This window comes from Sulfuricurvum sp. RIFCSPLOWO2_12_FULL_43_24 (genome assembly GCF_001829605.1).
Lineage (GTDB): Bacteria > Campylobacterota > Campylobacteria > Campylobacterales > Sulfurimonadaceae > Sulfuricurvum.
Window position 1 is genome coordinate 1 of record NZ_MIBT01000108.1, and the last position, 18979, is coordinate 18979.

At 41.5% G+C, this 18979-nt stretch carries 12 protein-coding genes; 10 read left to right on the top strand and 2 right to left on the bottom strand.

Annotation, left to right across the window (positions count from 1 at the left end):
• The first annotated feature begins 170 nt into the window (after positions 1-170).
• A complete protein-coding gene (locus A3G19_RS10070) occupies positions 171-833 on the top strand; it encodes a tRNA-uridine aminocarboxypropyltransferase (RefSeq protein ID WP_294872522.1) in 663 nt (220 codons plus the stop codon).
• Here the strand turns inward: A3G19_RS10070 and glk are convergent.
• The gene (gene glk, locus A3G19_RS10075; RefSeq protein WP_294872525.1) at positions 830-1813 is read right to left on the bottom strand and encodes a glucokinase; all 984 of its coding nucleotides are present in this window, start codon (positions 1811-1813) and stop codon (positions 830-832) included. The genes A3G19_RS10070 and glk overlap by 4 nt on opposite strands.
• Positions 1814-1969: 156 nt before the next feature.
• Between glk and A3G19_RS10080 the strand changes: the two genes are divergently transcribed.
• The 9 genes from A3G19_RS10080 (at position 1970) to A3G19_RS10120 (ending at position 17454) form a co-directional block, all read left to right on the top strand.
• Positions 1970-4477, top strand: coding sequence for a sugar phosphate nucleotidyltransferase (locus tag A3G19_RS10080; protein ID WP_294872528.1), 2508 nt, complete (start codon positions 1970-1972; stop codon positions 4475-4477).
• Positions 4477-6474 carry a glycoside hydrolase family 57 protein gene (locus A3G19_RS10085; protein WP_294872531.1) on the top strand — a complete coding sequence of 666 codons (1998 nt, stop codon included), beginning with the start codon at positions 4477-4479 and terminating at the stop codon, positions 6472-6474. The genes A3G19_RS10080 and A3G19_RS10085 overlap by 1 nt, the downstream gene beginning before the upstream one ends.
• An 8-nt stretch (positions 6475-6482) precedes the next feature.
• Positions 6483-8513: an alpha-amylase/4-alpha-glucanotransferase domain-containing protein gene (locus A3G19_RS10090; protein ID WP_294872534.1), complete on the top strand. Its 2031-nt coding sequence runs from the start codon at positions 6483-6485 to the stop codon at positions 8511-8513.
• Positions 8506-9510, top strand: a complete 1005-nt coding sequence (locus A3G19_RS10095; protein WP_294872536.1) for a DUF4931 domain-containing protein — start codon at positions 8506-8508, stop codon at positions 9508-9510. Before A3G19_RS10090 ends, A3G19_RS10095 begins: the two co-directional genes overlap by 8 nt.
• Entirely contained in the window at positions 9503-10933 is a 1431-nt protein-coding gene (locus A3G19_RS10100; RefSeq protein ID WP_294872539.1) for a glycogen/starch synthase, read from the top strand. The genes A3G19_RS10095 and A3G19_RS10100 overlap by 8 nt, the downstream gene beginning before the upstream one ends.
• Complete coding sequence (locus A3G19_RS10105) at positions 10926-12398, top strand: glycogen/starch synthase (protein WP_294872542.1); 1473 nt, start codon at positions 10926-10928, stop codon at positions 12396-12398. Before A3G19_RS10100 ends, A3G19_RS10105 begins: the two co-directional genes overlap by 8 nt.
• Positions 12398-14353, top strand: coding sequence for a 1,4-alpha-glucan branching protein GlgB (gene glgB / locus A3G19_RS10110; RefSeq protein ID WP_294872546.1), 1956 nt, complete (start codon positions 12398-12400; stop codon positions 14351-14353). Before A3G19_RS10105 ends, glgB begins: the two co-directional genes overlap by 1 nt.
• Before the next feature lie 10 nt (positions 14354-14363).
• Entirely contained in the window at positions 14364-16007 is a 1644-nt protein-coding gene (gene glgP / locus A3G19_RS10115) for an alpha-glucan family phosphorylase (protein WP_294872549.1), read from the top strand.
• 322 nt (positions 16008-16329) lie between these two features.
• Positions 16330-17454 (top strand): sensor domain-containing diguanylate cyclase, encoded by a 1125-nt coding sequence (locus A3G19_RS10120; protein WP_294872552.1) that lies wholly within the window; start codon positions 16330-16332, stop codon positions 17452-17454.
• A gap of 23 nt (positions 17455-17477) precedes the next feature.
• Here A3G19_RS10120 and A3G19_RS10125 read toward each other — a convergent pair whose 3' ends face one another.
• Entirely contained in the window at positions 17478-18917 is a 1440-nt protein-coding gene (locus tag A3G19_RS10125; RefSeq protein WP_294872554.1) for a pyruvate kinase, read from the bottom strand.
• Between the last annotated feature and the right edge of the window lie 62 nt (positions 18918-18979).

An 18979-nucleotide genomic window follows, 5' to 3' on the forward strand; every position in this document is an offset into this window, starting at 1 on the left:
ATCTTTCAGGTGTGGAAACGTAGGTCGCCGCCTGGCCTCAGATTTATCCTCTTTTCCAACTTCTTCTTAAAACAATCACAATCTCACATTTTTACAATCATATAAACATAAATACTAGCTTATTATTGAATAGTTCTATCGTTCAACCAAAATAAGGGTAGTTTAGCAGTATGGATACAGTAACAATAAACGATGCACGACCAAAATGCTACAAATGCTATCGCCCACTCACTTCATGTATGTGCTCATACGTAAAACCGATTGAAACACAGACAAAATTTGTGATATTAATGCACCCAAAAGAGTTCAAAAAGACGAAAAACGGTACCGGTCATCTGACCCATCTCTCTTTAGTAAATTCTGAACTTTACGTTGATATTGATTTTAGCGGACATAAAGCGATTAATAGTTTGATTGATAACAATAATAATCTCTGTTATGTCCTTTATCCAGGGAAAAATAGTATTAATATTAACACTCAAAAAATTGATCGAAGTGGAAAACAGATTGTCATCTTCATTATTGACTCAACATGGCCCTGTTCAGTTAAAATGCTTCGTCTCAGTCGGAATCTCCAGAACTTGCCTCGTCTCAGTTTTACCCATACCAAAATATCGCAATTTCAGATTAAAGAGCAGCCAAAAGAGTTTTGTCTATCCACAATTGAATCAACACAAACAATTTTAGAGCTTTTGAATGATCAAGGATTAGAGGTGCTGGAAGAGGGAGCTTTGAAGAATTTTATCGATCCGTTTACCTCTATGGTGGCATATCAGATTAAATGTGCAACGAACAATGAATCTAATACGGCACGATTTATAAAGCGAGATTAGTTATATCTCTTTGCAAAATGGGCTGCACCCAAAAGGGCTGTTTCCGGATTTAGAGAAACCTTGACTGATATATTTCGAAGCATCGGTTCAAAACGACCTTTTGCAGTAAAGGCATTGATAAATGCATCGCTTTGTAAAAAAGGTAAAATTTTAGGTGCAATTCCTCCACCGATATAAACTCCTCCCAATGACATTGTTTTAAGTGCCAAATTCCCTGTCTCAGCACCGTAAATTTCACAAAATAGCCTCAATGTTTCGATACAGAGCGGATCGTGAAACTCTAAGGCATTTTTGCTGATATGTCCATTTTTATCCTCTTTTTCACTGAGATTTTTCATCCGGTCCGATTCGGGTGCAAAACCGCTTTCATGTAAAAAATCATACAGTGCCGAAATCCCTGGACCCGATAGTATCCTCTCCAAACTAACGTGTTTCGGATAATGCTGACGCAGCCATAGCAAAAGAGCATCTTGTTGTTCATTTAAAGGAGCAAAGTCACAATGCCCACCCTCAGAGGCAATCGGATGATACGATGTGCCATCATAATAGAGCATTGACTCTCCTAATCCGGTTCCTGCTGCGATTACCGCGCAATTTCCTTTTGCATAAACAGCGTTTGGATTCAAATCAATAAATTCATCTTTATCTAAACAGAGCATGCCATACGCCGTCGCTTCAAGATCGTTAAGGAGAAAAACTTGCGTAATGCTGAGGAGCTCTTTTAGCTCATGTGCTGATATTTCCCAAGGCAGATTGGTTGTACGACACCGTTGCTCGATGATGGGACCGGCAATTGCGAAAGATGCCGAGGTGATCAGTATATCGACATACATCTGTCTGAAGTCATGAATTATATCGCCCAATGTCTCATACTTTCGGCTTTCAAATCGATGCTGAGAAAGTATCTTCAGTCTATCACCCTCTCTTTCAAAGAGTGCTAAAGATGTTTTAGTTCCACCAATATCACCTGCAAGGATCATTATGTTTCCTTTATGGTGTAAATTATGGGTTAAATTGTATCGTGTTCTTCCTAAGATTCTATCCAGTAACTATATGTCACCAAATGGATTCAAATAATGCTATGATTAACCTCTAAGATTATAATTATGTATTAATATGAAGAGAAAAGGAGCTCAATGAAAGCTGTGGTTATGGCCGGTGGTTTTGGAACACGAATACAGCCGCTTACAAATTCTATCCCTAAGCCAATGTTACCGATTATGAATCGACCAATGATGGAACATACGATTGTAAGTCTCCGTGATTTAGGCATTAGCGAATTTATTATCCTCCTTTATTTTAAACCTGACGTGATTAAAGAATATTTTAAAGACGGCAGTGCATGGGGGATCAAGATTACTTATGTTGTTCCTGACGATGATTATGGAACAGCCGGAGCGGTCAAAAAAGCTCAAGAGTATATCGGGGATGAAAATTTCATTATTATCAGTGGTGATTTGGTAACCGATTTCGATTTTCAACAAATTTTTGATTATCATAAAGCGAAACAATCCCGATTAACCATCACACTTACTTCGGTAGAAAATCCTCTCGAATTCGGTGTCGTTATTGCCAATGAAGAGGGGAAAATAGAAAAGTTTCTTGAAAAACCAAGCTGGGGCGAAGTGTTTAGTGACACGATCAATACCGGAATCTATATTATTGAGCCGGAGATTTTGGAGTATATTCCTAAGAATGAGAATTTTGATTTTGCCAAAGATCTTTTTCCACTTTTAATGCGACAGGGGATTGATTTGATGGCGGGATACGCTCAGGGGTACTGGCGTGATGTTGGAAATCCTGAGAGTTACCGTGATGTGTATGAAGATATTTTGGCGGGAAAAATTAAATTTAACATAGGTGGCGAAGCAGTTAAATATCCTGATGGTGTATTGATTTGTGAAGAAGACAATACCCTCGATGAAAGTGTCGAGGTGGTCGGAATTGTTCTCATCGGTAAAGAGGTAACGGTTAAAAAAGGCTCAAAACTCACTAACGTCGTAATCGGAAACAATGTTACGATCGGGAGTGCTTCGAAAGTAGCCAATACGGTTATCTGGGACGATGTTGAGATCGGTAAAAATGCCAAACTTGATGGATGCGTTATCTGCTGTAACAACCATATCGGTAAAAATGTAACCGCTAAATCGGGATTGATTTTAGCGCAAGGGTGCGAGATCGGTGAACTCGTAACCATTGAAAAAGATGTTACGATCTGGCCGAATAAAGTGATTGAGGATGCCGCAATCGTTAGCCGAAGTGTGATTTTGGGGAGTAAATACAAAAACTCTATTTTTGAAGACGGGATGGTTATCGGTAAATCAAACGTCGAACTTTCCTGCGAAATGGCCACAAAACTCGCTGAGGCATTCGGTGCACAGCTGCCGGTTGGATCTACTGTATTGGTTTCCCGCCATTATGATAAAAGCTCTCGCATGTTAAAACGGGCATTTTTAGGAGGGCTCCTCTCTGCCGGAGTCGATGTCATTGATTGCAACGCGATCCCTTCATCGGTCATGCGTTGCAGTCTTTCGTTTCATGATAACTATACCGCAGGGGTACATTTTCATCAAAAAATTGATGATCCAACCAGTACAGTTATTACATTTTACAATAATGAAGCACTTCGAATCAACAACGATGTTGCCAAAAAAGTGGAAAAAGCCTTTTTTAAAGAGACGTATCGACGGGTTGATTATTCGCAAATCGGGCAGATCTATCCTCTCGATCACAAACGAGAATACAGCGAATATAAAAAAGGGATGGAATCAATCTTACATTCCCATCGGTTTAAATGTCTCGATTGTCGTATAGCGGTTGATTTGACACATGGATTGGCTTCCGAAGTGTTCCCGGACATTTTGAACGATTTAGGTGTCGAACATATTATGTTTAACGCTTATGCGGATGAACATCGTCTCTCGAATATCAATACGTTGATTAAACGCTCCCATGAAGATATGGGCGCTGTCATTCAAGCGCTTAAACTGGATGCCGGTTTTATCCTCTATCCTCACGGGCAAAGACTTGATATTATTTGCGATGAAGGAAAGCCTCTTACCAAGCAAAGTGCCTTGTATGTGGTATTGACGCTACTCAATATGGATGCAAAAGCACATGGATCGAAAAAAAGAGTTTTCTTGCCGACATGGGCAGCGGATATTGTCTATTTTGACCACCTCGAAATAGAGCGAGGTCAATACGCTAATTTTAAATCCGCCAAAATGAAAACGTATGATTTGGTCGCAACGGGAGAGGGAAATTTTACTTTTACCGAGTTTGCAACCCATCGAGACTCGATGTATTCCACCCTCAAAATACTGGAGATGATCGTGACGCACGGAGTAAAACTCTCTGAAATTATCGATTCTCTACCGCACTTTTTCTATGTAACGATTCAGGTTCCCTGCACCCAAGCTCTGAAAGGTAAAATGATGCGAAGATTCCTCGGTGATGCGAAGGGGAAAGAGTCTTCAACTCTCGATGGTGTGAAAATCTGGCTTGACAAAGATGATTGGGTATTGATGATTCCTGATCAATACGGCGATTTTTTAAATCTCACGATTCAAGCCAAAAACGATGAGAAAGGGGAACATTACACTCAGCTTTATAAGGCAAAAATCGAGGAATGGGCCAAATCCTGATGAAAAAATCATCCTTGAATCTCTCATTTTTCTGGCATATGCACCAGCCTGATTATCGGGGAAGTGATGGGGTGATGAGGATGCCGTGGGTTTTTTTGCATGCCATCAAAGATTATTATGAAATGCCATGGCTGTTGAGCGAATATCCTGGGCTCAAAGCAACGTTTAATCTTAGCGCATCGTTGATTGAGCAACTTCATCTTTATGTTGAACCGCTGAGATTTGATTATTTTTTATCTCTTTGGGCTCTCCATCCCTCAAAATTGGAGGAGTCGCAGCGTAATTGGGTCATAAAGCTCATTACCGCTATGCAGTTTGAAACGATGGTTCGTCCGATAGAACGGTATGCTGAGCTTTATTATCGTGATTCGTTTAGTGATGACGAACTGATTGATTTGGAAGTGGTTTTTATCCTTGCATGGTGCGGAAACTATCTGCGACAGCATAACAAAGAAGTCAAAAGGCTGTTGGAACAAAAACGAGGATTTTCGCAACACGATAAAGAGACGTTATTGAAATCACTCTCTACATTTATCGCTGAGATTCTTCCGCTTTACGCTTCCCTTCAATCTCAGGGAATTATATCGGTTTCAACGACCCCTTATTTTCATCCGATCCTCCCTCTGCTGGTCGATATGCAAAATGCTAAAAGAGCGAATGAAACGACCGTATTGCCTGAAGGGGGCTATTCGCTTCAAGAAGATGCATACGAACATGTACGACTCTCGATTGATTTATATGAGAGAACTTTTGGGCGCAAACCGAGCGGTTTTTGGCCGGCAGAGGGGGCGGTGGATGAAAAAAGTGTCGAAATTTATAAAGAAGAGGGAATAAAGTGGATTGCCACCGATGAAGCAATTCTGTATCGCTCGCTCCAAAACGACGATCCCGCTTTGCGCTATAAATCCTATCGTTTCAATGACGTCTTAATCGGGTTTCGTGATCATGCTCTGAGTGATCTGATCGGGTTTGAGTATCGTCATCGAAGCGGAAAGAATGCGAGCCGTCATTTTATGGGTGAACTCGAAACCATTGCGCTTAATCATGATAATCCGAATGTTTTTGTCATTGTTGATGGAGAAAATGCGTGGGAGTTTTACCCCAACAACGGATTCGATTTTTTTCAAGGGCTTTATGGAGCATTGCGCGATACTGCATGGTGTCATACCCTGACCATGGACGAGATATCAATGCAGAGCGGGACTTCTGCTTTGGAATATCTTCATCCGGGTACATGGATACACGGAACTTTTGATACATGGGTTGGACATCGTGAAAAAAATCGGGCATGGGAATTGATTTTTCAGACCCGTCGTGAGTTCGAGAGATATAAAGACGGGTTAAGTGATGAGGTCAAAAAACAGATAAAGTACCATCTTTTAGCTTCAGAATGCAGTGATTGGTTTTGGTGGTACGGTGAGGATCACAATACCAATTTTGCACATGAATTTGATACCCTTTTTCGCACACATCTGATCGATATTTACAAACTTTTGGGGCTCTCGGTTCCTGAGACTCTTTTGATCCCTATTATTTCCTCGGAATCCGAAAAATCCGCATGGATTAAACCGTGCAATATGATCTCGCCACAGCTAAACGGAGAGAAACGTACTTTTTTTGATTGGATGGGATGCGGATATGTGGATGAGCAGAAAATATTTGGAACGATGGAGCGCTCACGCGGACCGATTAATACGCTGTTCTATGGATTTGATGCTGAAAATTTATACGTTGCCTTTGAGGGAAATATTGAGGGGTTAGAAGATATTTCGATTGAGATATTGATTGAAGAGAGTGAAAAATCGCTCAATCTCAAACCGCATAGCTTTGAAAATCGGCTTGAATTTTCTTTTTCTCGAAATCATTTTTTATCGAATGGGAGTGTGCATGTCCGTTTTAAACTTAAAAGCGGAGTCAAAACACTCCAATCGTTGCCGGGATTCGGGTCATTAAAAGTTGATTTGACAGAAGATTTTACTAGTGACTGGTATATATAGGAGAGGGTATGAAAACATCACTATTACTGGGAATCCACATGCATCAACCGGTGGATAATTTTGAATGGGTTATCGAGATGGGGATAGAAACCTGTTACGAGCCTTTTTTCGAGGTTATGAGCCGTTATCCAGAGTTTAAATTTTCCGTCCATTGCAGTGGTTGGCTTATGGAAAGAATCGCTCAGCTGCGCCCCTCATTGTATGAAAAAATTCTCACTTTGGCTCACAATGGAAGCATTGAATTTTTCAGTGCAGGGTATTATGAACCTATTTTGAGTGTAATCCCTTCTCGAGATCGCTTAGCGCAGATAGAGCGGCTGAATGAGTCGATTAAAGAGCAGTTTAATCAAACACCCAAAGGGCTCTGGCTCACGGAGCGGGTGTGGGAATCCGCACTGATTCCAGATCTAAATCGTGCAGGTATCAAATACACGGTGATGGACGATTACCATTTTCAATGTGCCGGATTCGATCGTGAGGGGTTAGATGGGTATTACATGAGCGAAGAGGGAGGTGAACCTATGGGATTATTCCCGATAAGTCAAAAACTCCGCTATGCTATACCTTTTATCAATGTTGAGAGTGCTATACAAGCCATTAAAACGTATAACCGCCAACAAGATTCGGCAGCGATTATCTTCGATGATGCCGAAAAATTCGGTATGTGGCCGGGAACGTATGAATGGGTCTATAAAAAAGGGTGGTTGGAGAAGTTCATTCAAGCGGTTTTAGCCGATGATGAGATCGAAACCAGCCATTACGGTGAGTACTTTACATCCCATCATTCGCGCGGGATTGCCTATTTGCCAAATGTTTCGTATTATGAGATGGGAGAATGGAGCCTCCGAGCCGATGATGCTTTGGCTCTGGAAGCGTTGAAAGAGGAGATGGGGCTGGAACGGTATGAACGTGAAGGGGTAAAATTTCTCAAAGGGGGAATTTGGAAGAATTTTTTTGTCAAATACCCCGAGAGTAACCGTTTACATAAACGGATGGTTGAACTTTCCCGTGCCTATCAGAACGGCGAGGGAGACTTTGAAACACCGCTGTATAAACTCCAAACCAACGATTCTCTCTGGCATGGGGTATTTGGAGGTCTCTATCTGCCGAATTTACGGGACAACAGCTATCGTTATTTGATCGAGTGTGAAAATATCCGCTACGGTAAGAAAAAGGCATTGGTATGTGATGAGAATGAACTTGACGGCTATCCTAAATACAAATCGGTCAGCGCAAAACTGATTGCCCGTTTTGATGCGGCGTATGGAGCCCAGCTGGTGGAACTCGATATTCGGGATAAGTGTTTTAATTATCAAAATACTCTGACCCGGCGTAAAGAGGCCTATCACAAAAGGTTATTTGAAGTAGCGGGTGATAAAGCTGCACCTATTGAAGAGGGGATTGATACGATTCACCATGCAAGCGGTTCGTTTGATGATACGCTTCGTGATGCGATTATTTATGATTGGTATTTGAAAAATTCGTTTATTGACCACATCAGCGATGAAAATTTTAATACTGAAGCGTTTCGCCATTGTAATTTTCATGAATACGGCGATTTCGCCAACCAGCCCTTTGAATCGTCATTGAGTAAAACATCCATTGCATTTAGCCGTGATGGGGGGATCTTTCGAGACAAAAAAAGTAATACAAAACTTATAAAAAGTTTCTCGTTCGCTTCTGAAACAATTGATTTTAGACTGCATTTGGAGAGTGAAGCAACCGGCGGATTCACCTATGTGATGGAGCACAATTTCCATTTCTCTGATTATGAACATCTTCTGATCAACGGTGCATCTCTCCAAGCATCCGGGGAGATTGAGGAGATTCAAAATTTTGAGATTATTGACACGGTATTAAAGAAAAAAATCACTTTTCGTATGGATAAAGTGTTTCGTGCGCACTATTTCAAGCTTCAAACCCTTTCTCAAAGTGAACAGGGATTTGATTTGAGTATTCAAGCTCTTAGTATTGCGTTTGTATTTGATTTTGAGAGCTCTCTCAGCCTTGAAGGTAGTTTGGAGATTACGCGTGTCTGAAATCCGTTATGACTCTTTGAATGATACGCATGTTCTGATTGCGCAAGAGCGGCTTCATCGACCCGATTTTTCCCCGAACAAAGAGGAAAATAGTTCGGGTAAAGGATGTCCGTTTTGTGAGGGGAATGAAGCGATGACCCCCAAAGAGATTTTTGCCATTCGTCCCCCGGAGACGTTTGCGAACCAAAAGGGATGGCAGACCCGTGTTGTTCCAAATCTCTACAAAGCTTTAGCGATAGAAGCACCTCATCAACTCCATAAGGGTAGTTTTGAGTACTGGGACGGTTTTGGTGCCCATGAAGTGATTATCGACACTCCGTTGCATCATACCTCTATGTCCCAATGGAGCCATGAGGAGATGGTAGCATGGTTTAAAACACTTCGCCAAAGGGTTGAAGATTTGCGCCGCGATCATCGGATCACTTTTATTTCACTGTTTAAGAATGAAGGATTCGATGCGGGTGCGACCATGGCACATTGTCATACACAGCTGATCGCTTTGCCTTTTATCCCTAAAAAACAGCGAGAGATGAATAGAATATGCCACGAGTATTTCGAGAAGCATCATAAAGCATTAATGGAATCCATACTTCAGGATGAAGAATTTCATAGGATTAGAATGATAGAATCCTTTGGAGAATTTAGTGCATTTTGTCCGTATGCGAGCGGGTTTGCATTCGAAGTGATGATCAGTTCTAAAAAATGTATCGGACAGATCGATACGCTCAGCGATGAATCTATCCTTCAGCTTTCGACACTTCTTATTTCCGTCATTCAGAAGATGCACTCACAGCTTGGGGAATTTGCCTTTAATCTGTCGGTTTCGACCCCCCCTTTAGGTGAAGATATCGGTGATTGTGAAAGCCAGCGTTTAATGATTCGAATACTTCCTCGTATTTATCGATTCGGCGGGTTTGAAGTGAGTTCGGAGATAATGATCAATCCGGTGGAACCGGAGTTGGCTGCTAAACTTTTACGAGGAGAAAAACATGGTTAAAAAAGTGTTGTTTGCTGCGAGCGAAGTGTATCCTTTTGCAAAAACAGGAGGGTTGGCAGATGTTGCACATGCCCTGCCGCGAGCATTAAAGAACCTTTATGACGTTACGGTCGTGATGCCGCTTTACAGCATCATTGATCGAAACAAATATAACATTGCCTCTTTGGGAGAGACATTGAATATTTCGATGGGAGGAAAGGAATACGCCATTGAACTTTACGGTTGCACGGTTGAGGGATATGAATACTATTTTATCTATGAACCGATGTTGTGTGATAGAAAATTCCTCTACGGTACTCCTAAAGCGGGATATGAGGATAACGGATTACGCTTCGCCCTTTTTTCGTATGCCATTTTTGCCTTACTTAAGAAAAAACATTATGAGATCCTTCATCTTAATGACTGGCAGTGTGCGCTCACGGCATTACTGGTACATAAAGATCCTGCCCTTTCACCGAAAATCATTTATACGATCCATAATCTGGCCTATCAGGGGATCTTTGATTCGAGTATTTTAGAATCGATCGGTATTGATAAGCGCTATTTTACAATGGGTTCTTTGGAATTTTATGGAAAAGTCAATTTTATGAAGGCAGGGATCGCCTATGCGGATGAGGTAACCACTGTGAGCCCAACCTACGCTCGGGAAATTTTAACCGGTGAATTTGGATGCGGATTGGAAGGATTTTTGCATTTTCATCACGCAAAGCTCACCGGAATTATCAACGGAATCGATACCGATCACTTTTCTCCTGCAACGGATGGGGCATTGATTTCACCTTATAGTGATGCCAAAGGGAAAAAAGCCAATAAGAGTGATTTACTCAAAAAATTAGCCCTTCGAGGGATCAATAAGCCTCTTTTTGTTTTTATCGGTCGCTTTACCTCACAAAAAGGTATCGATCTTTTGATTGAAACCTTACCGAAAATTGCCGCATTGGATTGCAATATCGCATTATTAGGGGAGGGGGAAGAACACTATCATGAAGCTTTGGATGTCCTCGCGGCAAGTCATAAAAACATCCATCTTACCTTTAGATATGATGAAGTGTTATCGCATCAAATCTACGCGGCGGCAGACTTTTTATTGATGCCGTCTCTTTTTGAGCCGTGCGGCTTAAATCAAATGATCGCATTCTCGTACGGAACACTTCCGATTGTCCATAGAGTGGGTGGATTGGTCGATACGGTGAAGCGATTGGAAAGTTATCAAGAAGATAGTTGTTCCGGTTATGGATTAATATTCAGTACCCCTACCTCCCGTTCTTTACTCAGTGCAGTGAACAAAGGGTGTGAATTATATGAGGATAAAAAACATTTTGAACGAATTATCAATCACAATATGAGATGTGACTTTTCCTGGGGAGAAAGCGCCATAGCCTATGGGGCTTTGTATGAGAAAGAGAAGGACATCGATGCCTAAACTCAACATTCTTATTGCTGCATCCGAGGTTGTACCGTTTGCGAAAACAGGCGGTTTGGCCGATGTCGCCGGAGCTTTGCCAAAGGCACTTCGCGCATTAGGACATGATGTTCGGATCGTGATGCCCCGTTACTACATAGTAGATCGTGAAAAATACGGCTTAGAGTTAATGGATGGCGAACTGGGTGTACCGATGGGAGTGATGGGTGAAATGTGGGCTGGTGTTTATGAGGGGAGACTTCCTTCTACGGAAGTACCGATTTACTTCATTGATCATGAAGGCTATTTTGGACGCAGCGGTCTGTATGATGATAATGGAGAGGGATTTCGTGACAATGATAATCGCTTTATTTTCTTTTCGCGCTCTGTGATGCAGCTGGCTAAAAAACTCCAATTTCATCCTGATGTGATCCATGCGAACGATTGGCATACATCTGCCATCCCGATGATGCTTAATACTATCTATGCGTATGATCCTGCTTTTGCCCATACAGGTTCATTGCTTACGATTCATAATCTTCAGCATCAGGGTAAGTTTTACAAAGGGGTGATGGATATTTTAGGGATCGGTTGGGACCATTTTTACGAACTTGAAGAACATGGGGGTGTTAATCTTCTCAAAGGGGGGATTACACATGCCGATGCGATCAGTACGGTAAGTTCAAAGTATGCTCAAGAGATTCGAACGCAAGAGTTCGGCTGGGGATTGGAGGGACTTATTGATATTAACTCATATAAATTACATGGGATACTCAACGGTGTTGATTACGAGGAGTGGAGCCCGGCGGTTGATACTCTAATTCCGCATACCTTTGATAGTGATGATATGAGTGGTAAAGGGCTTTGTAAAAGTGCCCTTCAACAGACGTTTAACGTACCGCAAAGAGCAGAAATTCCTCTCATCGGACTGGTGGGGAGATTGGTTGAGCAAAAGGGGATAGAACTGATTGCCACTTCTATCCATAGACTTTTGGAATTGGACATACAGATCGTCATGCTTGGAGCAGGGGAGAAATGGGCTGAACATTATTTTAGTGATATCGCTCGGATGTATCCTGATAAATTTGGCTGTTTTATCGGCTACCGAAACGATCTGGCACATCAAATCGAAGCGGGAAGCGATCTGTTTTTAATGCCCTCATTGTTTGAGCCGTGCGGATTGAATCAAATCTATTCGCTTCGTTATGGGACTCTTCCGATCGTACGTGCGACGGGAGGACTCGATGATACGATTGAAAACTATCATAATGACGGAGAGCACGGTACAGGATTTAAATTCTATGACGCGACACCGGACGCACTCATCAATACGGTAGGCTGGGCCGTACATACGTGGTACAATGACCGAGACGGGTTTGTGCAGATGCAACGCAATGCGATGTCACAACGCTACGATTGGAACGGTGCCGCGAGAGAGTATGAATCGCTTTATCGCCGTATTGTTCACGGAAGAAAAGGGGAATAATGTATCATACAATGAGCTATGAGGTTTCACGTCTGAGTGAAATGGATATTTACCTCTTTAAGCAAGGAACACACTCAAAGCTCTACAATAAATTGGGTTCTCATGCGATGGAGCATAAAGGAAAGGGAGGTATCTATTTCGCTGTGTGGGCACCCAATGCGAAGTATGTCAGTGTACGGGGCGATTTTAATGATTACAGCACGGATGCTCACCCTCTGCGTTTGCGTCAGGATGATTCGGGAATTTGGGAAGGTTTTATTGAAGGGGTAGAACAGGGTCTTACCTATAAATACCACATCGTATCCAAGTTTCATAATATCGTCCACGATAAAAGTGATCCGTTCGGATTTTATGCCGAAGTGCCTCCGAAATCGGCATCGCGTGTCTGGAGCTTAGAGAACTACGAATGGTACGATAACAACTGGATGAAATCGCGGTATAAGAATAATGCGCATAATGCTCCGATTAGCGTCTATGAAGTTCATTTGGGCTCATGGCGCAGGCATGTAGAGGAGGGGGACCGTTATCTCACTTATCGTGAACTGGCCGTTGAACTCGTAGCGTATCTCAAAGAGATGAACTATACCCATGTTGAGTTTATGCCCCTTACCGAATATCCGTTTTTTGGATCGTGGGGGTATCAGGTCGTCGGATATTTCGCCGCTACGGCACGGTTTGGAACGCCGCAGGATTTAATGTATTTGATTGATACGCTTCATCAAAACGGGGTTGGTGTTATCATGGACTGGGTACCGTCTCATTTTGCCGTCGATATGCACGGACTGATCAACTTTGATGGAACGGCACTTTATGAACATGATGATCCGCGTCAGGGATACCACCCAGAATGGGGAAGCATTATTTTTAACTACGGACGCAATGAGGTCCAGTCGTTTTTGATCAGCTCTGCGATGTTTTGGGTGGATAAATATCATATCGACGGTATCCGTGTGGATGCGGTTGCTTCGATGCTTTATCTCAACTACGCACGTAAAGAAGGTGAATGGATCCCCAACAAATACGGCGGAAATGAGAATTTGGAGGCGATCGAGTTTTTAAAAAAACTCAATACCAGTGTCTATGGTGCATTCCCTGACATACTGATGATTGCTGAAGAATCGACCGCTTATCCGATGGTAACACGCCCCGTAGATTCCGGTGGCCTTGGATTTGGGTTTAAGTGGAATATGGGTTGGATGCACGATTCTCTCAAATACATGAGTTACGATCCGCTGTACCGTCAGCACCACCACCATCAGCTTACTTTTAGTATGTGGTATGGATTTGACGAGAATTTTATGTTGCCGCTGAGTCACGATGAGGTCGTCCACATGAAAGGTTCTCTGATTAATAAAATGCCCGGAGATACCAATCAGAAATTTGCAAACCTGCGCTCCTTGTACGCTTATATGATGTCACATCCGGGTAAGAAACTCCTCTTTATGGGGGGAGAAATTGCCCAATACGCCGAATGGAATTTTGAACGCTCACTGGATTGGCACTTGAGCGATTTTCCTCTCCATTCGGGTCTGCAAAAAATGATTGCTGCCCTGAATCAACTCTATCGCGATGAGCGGGCTTTACATCTATATGATGAGAAACGAGAAGGGTTCGAGTGGATCGATGATCGTGATTACAGCCATAACTGCTTGGCATACGTTCGAAAAAGCGATAATCCGGCGGATACTATCTATGTCGTGTGCAACTTTGCCGATGCTACGAGAGAAAATTATAAAATGGGCATTTTGGAGAGCGGAGAATATGTTGAGATTTTCAACTCCCAATCAACGCAGTATGAGGGATGGAATATCGGCAATAGTACTCCGATAAAGAGTATTCACGAAGAGATGCACGGACGTCCGTTTTCACTTACTTTAACGCTCCCTCCGCTGGGAGTGATATTTTTAAAACAAAGAGAAACCAAACCCTTGGTACAATTAGAAAAACCGGTATAAAGAGAGCGATATGATTTTACATGACTATGAATTTGATTCGAAATACGCTACCCGTGTTGCTTATTTTTCGATGGAGTTTGCTATCCATCAGGCCCTCAAAGTTTATTCGGGCGGTTTAGGTTTTTTGTCAGGATCGCACATGAGAAGTGCGTATGATCTACGTCAAAATGTTGTTGGTGTCGGTATCTTATGGAGTTTTGGTTATTACGATCAGTCACGACATGAAGATCGAAGTTTGGAAACCGAATTTATCCGTAAACATTACTATTTTCTTGAAGACCTCGGGGTTCGTGCAACGGTTAACATCCACTCTCAGGATGTCCATATTAAAGCCTTTTATTTACCGCCGAATGTCTTTAGTTCTGCACCGATTATCCTCCTCTCTACCGACATTCCCGAAAATGACTTTTTGGCACGTACCATTACCCATAAACTTTATGATGCCAACGAAGAGACCCGTATTTCCCAAGAAGTCGTATTGGGGATCGGCGGGATAAAAGTTCTGGAAGCCTTGAAGCAAACAATTGATATTTTTCACATGAATGAGGGACATGCGCTCCCTCTTGTTTATGAATTGTATGCGAAATATCAAAATATGGACGAGGTCAAAAAGCGGGTAGTATTTACCACCCATACCCCTGAAGATGCCGGTAATGAGCAGCACAATATTTATTTGCTCCATAAATTCGGATTTTTTAACGGGTTAACTTTAGAGACGGTTCGTACCATTATGAAAATGGAACATGAAGATAATTTTAACCTCACCGTCGGAGCATTGCGTTCATCGAAGATTACCAACGCCGTATCGAAAATGCACGGAGAAGTGGCCAATCGGATGTGGAAAGATTGTGAAGGAAGTTCTGAAATTATTTATATTACCAATGCTCAGAACCGTCGTTTCTGGAGTGATAACGGGATGCTGTCTGCACTTGATGAACACGAAGACTATGCCCTTATCGGGCGTAAAAAACATCTTAAACGAGAACTTTTCAACGTCGTAGCCGATCAGACGGGAAAAATGTTTAATCCCGATATTTTGACGGTTGTTTGGGCGCGACGTTTTGCCGAATACAAACGCCCCGGGCTTCTAAAACACGATTTTGCCCGATTCAAAAAACTTTTGGAACGGACCGATAAACCGATTCAGGTGATATGGGCGGGGAAACCGTATCCGTTTGATACCAATGCGGTAAATGCTTTTAATGAATTGATCTACATCAGCCATGGTATCAAAAACATGGCGGTTCTCGTCGGCTATGAACTCGAACTCTCTCGAATCTTGAAAAAAGGGTCTGACATTTGGCTCAATACCCCGCGTGTTTCACGTGAAGCGAGCGGAACGAGCGGGATGACAGCGAGTATGAATGGCTCTATACACTTCTCCACAGAAGACGGATGGCATCCTGAATTTGCAAAACACGGTATTAATGCGTTTACGATACCACCGATCGATCACAGTACACCGATTGAGGTTCAAGATAGCGAAGACAACAAAAACATGATGGATATTTTGGAGAATGAGATTATACCGATGTATTACGATCATCCTGAACAGTGGACACAGATTGTAAAAACTGCCATGTCAGATGTAATTCCGGCATTTGACTCGGGAAGAATGGTGCACGAATATTACGTGCAAATGTACAATCACTAATGAGAAATATTTTATTGTTTTTACACTAAAATAATAGTCATGGATGATTAAATTTATAAAGTGAGCCTATATGATTAAGATAATAAACAGTGAAGAGTTCTCCTATTTTTTACGCGTCCACCGTAATGAAATTATAAAAATTTGGATGAATCAAAATGAGGTGAAAAATGTGCTTCATAGGCACTCTCTACCTATTGTCGAAAAAAATACTCACCTTTTTTATCAGTTTTGTGATTGCTATATCAGTGTGATTGAATGGCGAGCAACTGTTTCAGAATGCCAAATAAAGATTGAATTTTTACAATTATTAAATAATTATAATGTGACTGTATCCGATCTTTTTACCTTGATCCTAAAACTCAAAAATGCGATTGAACAGATCATTTTTGAAAATGGAAACCTTTCGTTTGCCCTGCAAAGTGAAATTGATTCTCTTACATTGCAGATGGCCAATGATTTGGCATCCAATTTTGAGACTATTATAAGCAGTAACCGTAATTATAAAAGTGAAAACTCCAATCTTTTAGCAGAGTATAAAAAAGCGGTCGATTTGAGCAATATCGTCTCAAAAACCAATCCGAAAGGGGTTATTACTTATGTCAATGATAAATTTTGTGAGATATCCGGTTACACGAGAGATGAACTCGTAGGAAAACCGCACAATATTATTCGACACCCCGATATGCCCAGAGAAGCATTTAAAGATTTGTGGGACACGATCAAAGCAAAAAAAAGTTGGAACGGTGTTGTCACCAATATGAAAAAAGACGGAAGTCAGTATATCGTCGATACGACGGTTATCCCGATTCTGGATGTGGATGGAGACGTTATAGAATACATAGCCATTCGACACGATATTACTGAGCTTGAAGAGACCAAACAGCAATTGCGAAATATCAATAAAGCGATGAAAAACAAGGTCGATGAACTCTATTCCATGACGAATACATTGGAGCAAAAAGCGTACAAAGACAAGCTTACCGGAATCAACAACCGAGAAAATTTTGAAGATATTTTTAGCATAGAGATTGCAAATGCAAAGCTCAACGATATCGCATTAAGCTTGATTATTTTTGATGTTGATAATTTTAAACTGGTTAATGATACATATGGACATCAAGCCGGCGATATATTGCTCCAGGATATGGTTCATCTTATTGAAAATAATATTAAAAAAGGAGATATCTTTGCACGATGGGGCGGAGAAGAGTTTGTTATTTTGACCCCTGCGACAGAGATTAACGGTGCGTATAATTTAGCCGAAAATCTACGTAAATTGGTTCACTCATATGTATTTAAGTTTGTCGAAAATAATTTAACGCTCAGTTTCGGGATCGCGCAGCTCTCCAGCGAAGATACCAAAAAAACCCTTTTTGAAAAATCGGATAAAGCACTTTATGAAGCTAAAAAGAATGGTAGAAACAGAACGGAGCTTTATAAGGTTTAATCCAATAGGATAAATATCTTGGATTACTTCCACTGAAAACTTGGATTGTAAAGGAGTTTATTTTTCCGAAAGATCAAATCCATTTGGGCAAAAATCGTTGTCAGGATTTTGATCGTTTCAAGAGCATAATCTCCTTTGTTTAACATCACACATTCGGCTTTATGGGCAAAAGCAACATCAGAGATTTCGGCACGGCTTGGGATATTGGTTTTCATTTTGCTCTCTAGCACTTGGGTAGCCAGAATCACAGGTATATGAGCCGCTGTACAGAGATCAAGAATCTCTTCTTGCATATAGGCCAAATTTTCAAATCCGATTTCGATCGCCAGATCTCCTCGTGCGATCATGATTCCCGAATTGCCGTATTGAATGAGTGTTTCGAGTATGGCAGGGAGGTTTTGTACCCCCTTTTTGGTTTCGATTTTTGCAACGATCGCTATGTGCCCTTTTTTCCCTAAGTGTTCCAACTCTTGAATGAGATCGGTAACATCTTCGGGAGTTTGGGTAAAGGAGATACCGATAATATCGGCGTATTCAACAATATGGGGTAAAACTTCTCGATCATAATCGCAGATGGCATGAATCGCAATATCGCTGTTGGGAAAATTGATCCCTTTTTCATCCTTGATTTTACTCCCCTCATCATTGCGGGTTAAAACAGTACAAATGATATCTTCGCCGAGGATTTCATCAATAATGAGCTGGATTTTTCCATCATCCAAAAAGAGGGGATCACCGACATTGACCATACTTCCTATTTTACTCAAACTGCATCCTACGACAGCATCATAGTGTTTTGATTTTTTCTCTGTAAGCGATGAACCGGTTGAATGGATTAATACTTTATTGCCGTAAAAAACCTTGATTTTTTTCGGTTTCTCCGATTTTTTTATTTTTTCGAGAGAAGTTCTGATTTTAGGACCCGCGAGATCGACGTAGATTTTTAAATCTTTATCTTCACACGATGCCTTTTTGATCCCTTTCGCCATCTCGTTCCATGCCGCTGGATTATCATGTGCCGTATTAATTCGAAAGAGGTGAACCCCTTCATGTGAGAGATCGCTAAACCAATTCTCATCAAATTCTGAGGGGACGGTGATCATAATCTTGGTTTTATCGCTGGAGGTTGAAAAAATCTGGGCATTTTTATCCATGATCTGATGAGAGGCTTCATAACTTAGATGTGCGGCTTGAATAGGGAGCTTTTTCCCCAACGCGCGGGAGAGTATCTCAAGGGCGACATTAACACTTGCTTCTATATGTGCTTGTGATCGGCCAAATGAAGATAGACCAACTTTGGTGAGATCATCTTGTAGATGCGCGAAGTCGTATTTGCGCAGATTGAGATAGTGGTGCATGTTGAGTAAAGAGGGATTGTTTTTTTTAGGATTTATGCCGAGTCTCATTTTCTCGTTTAAATCCAGTAATTTTTCAAATATTTCTGCTAACAATTTTTTTTCCATTTTTGTCTCCATTTTAAGATCCTATAGGCAAATAATATAATACGACAGAAAGATTACAACTT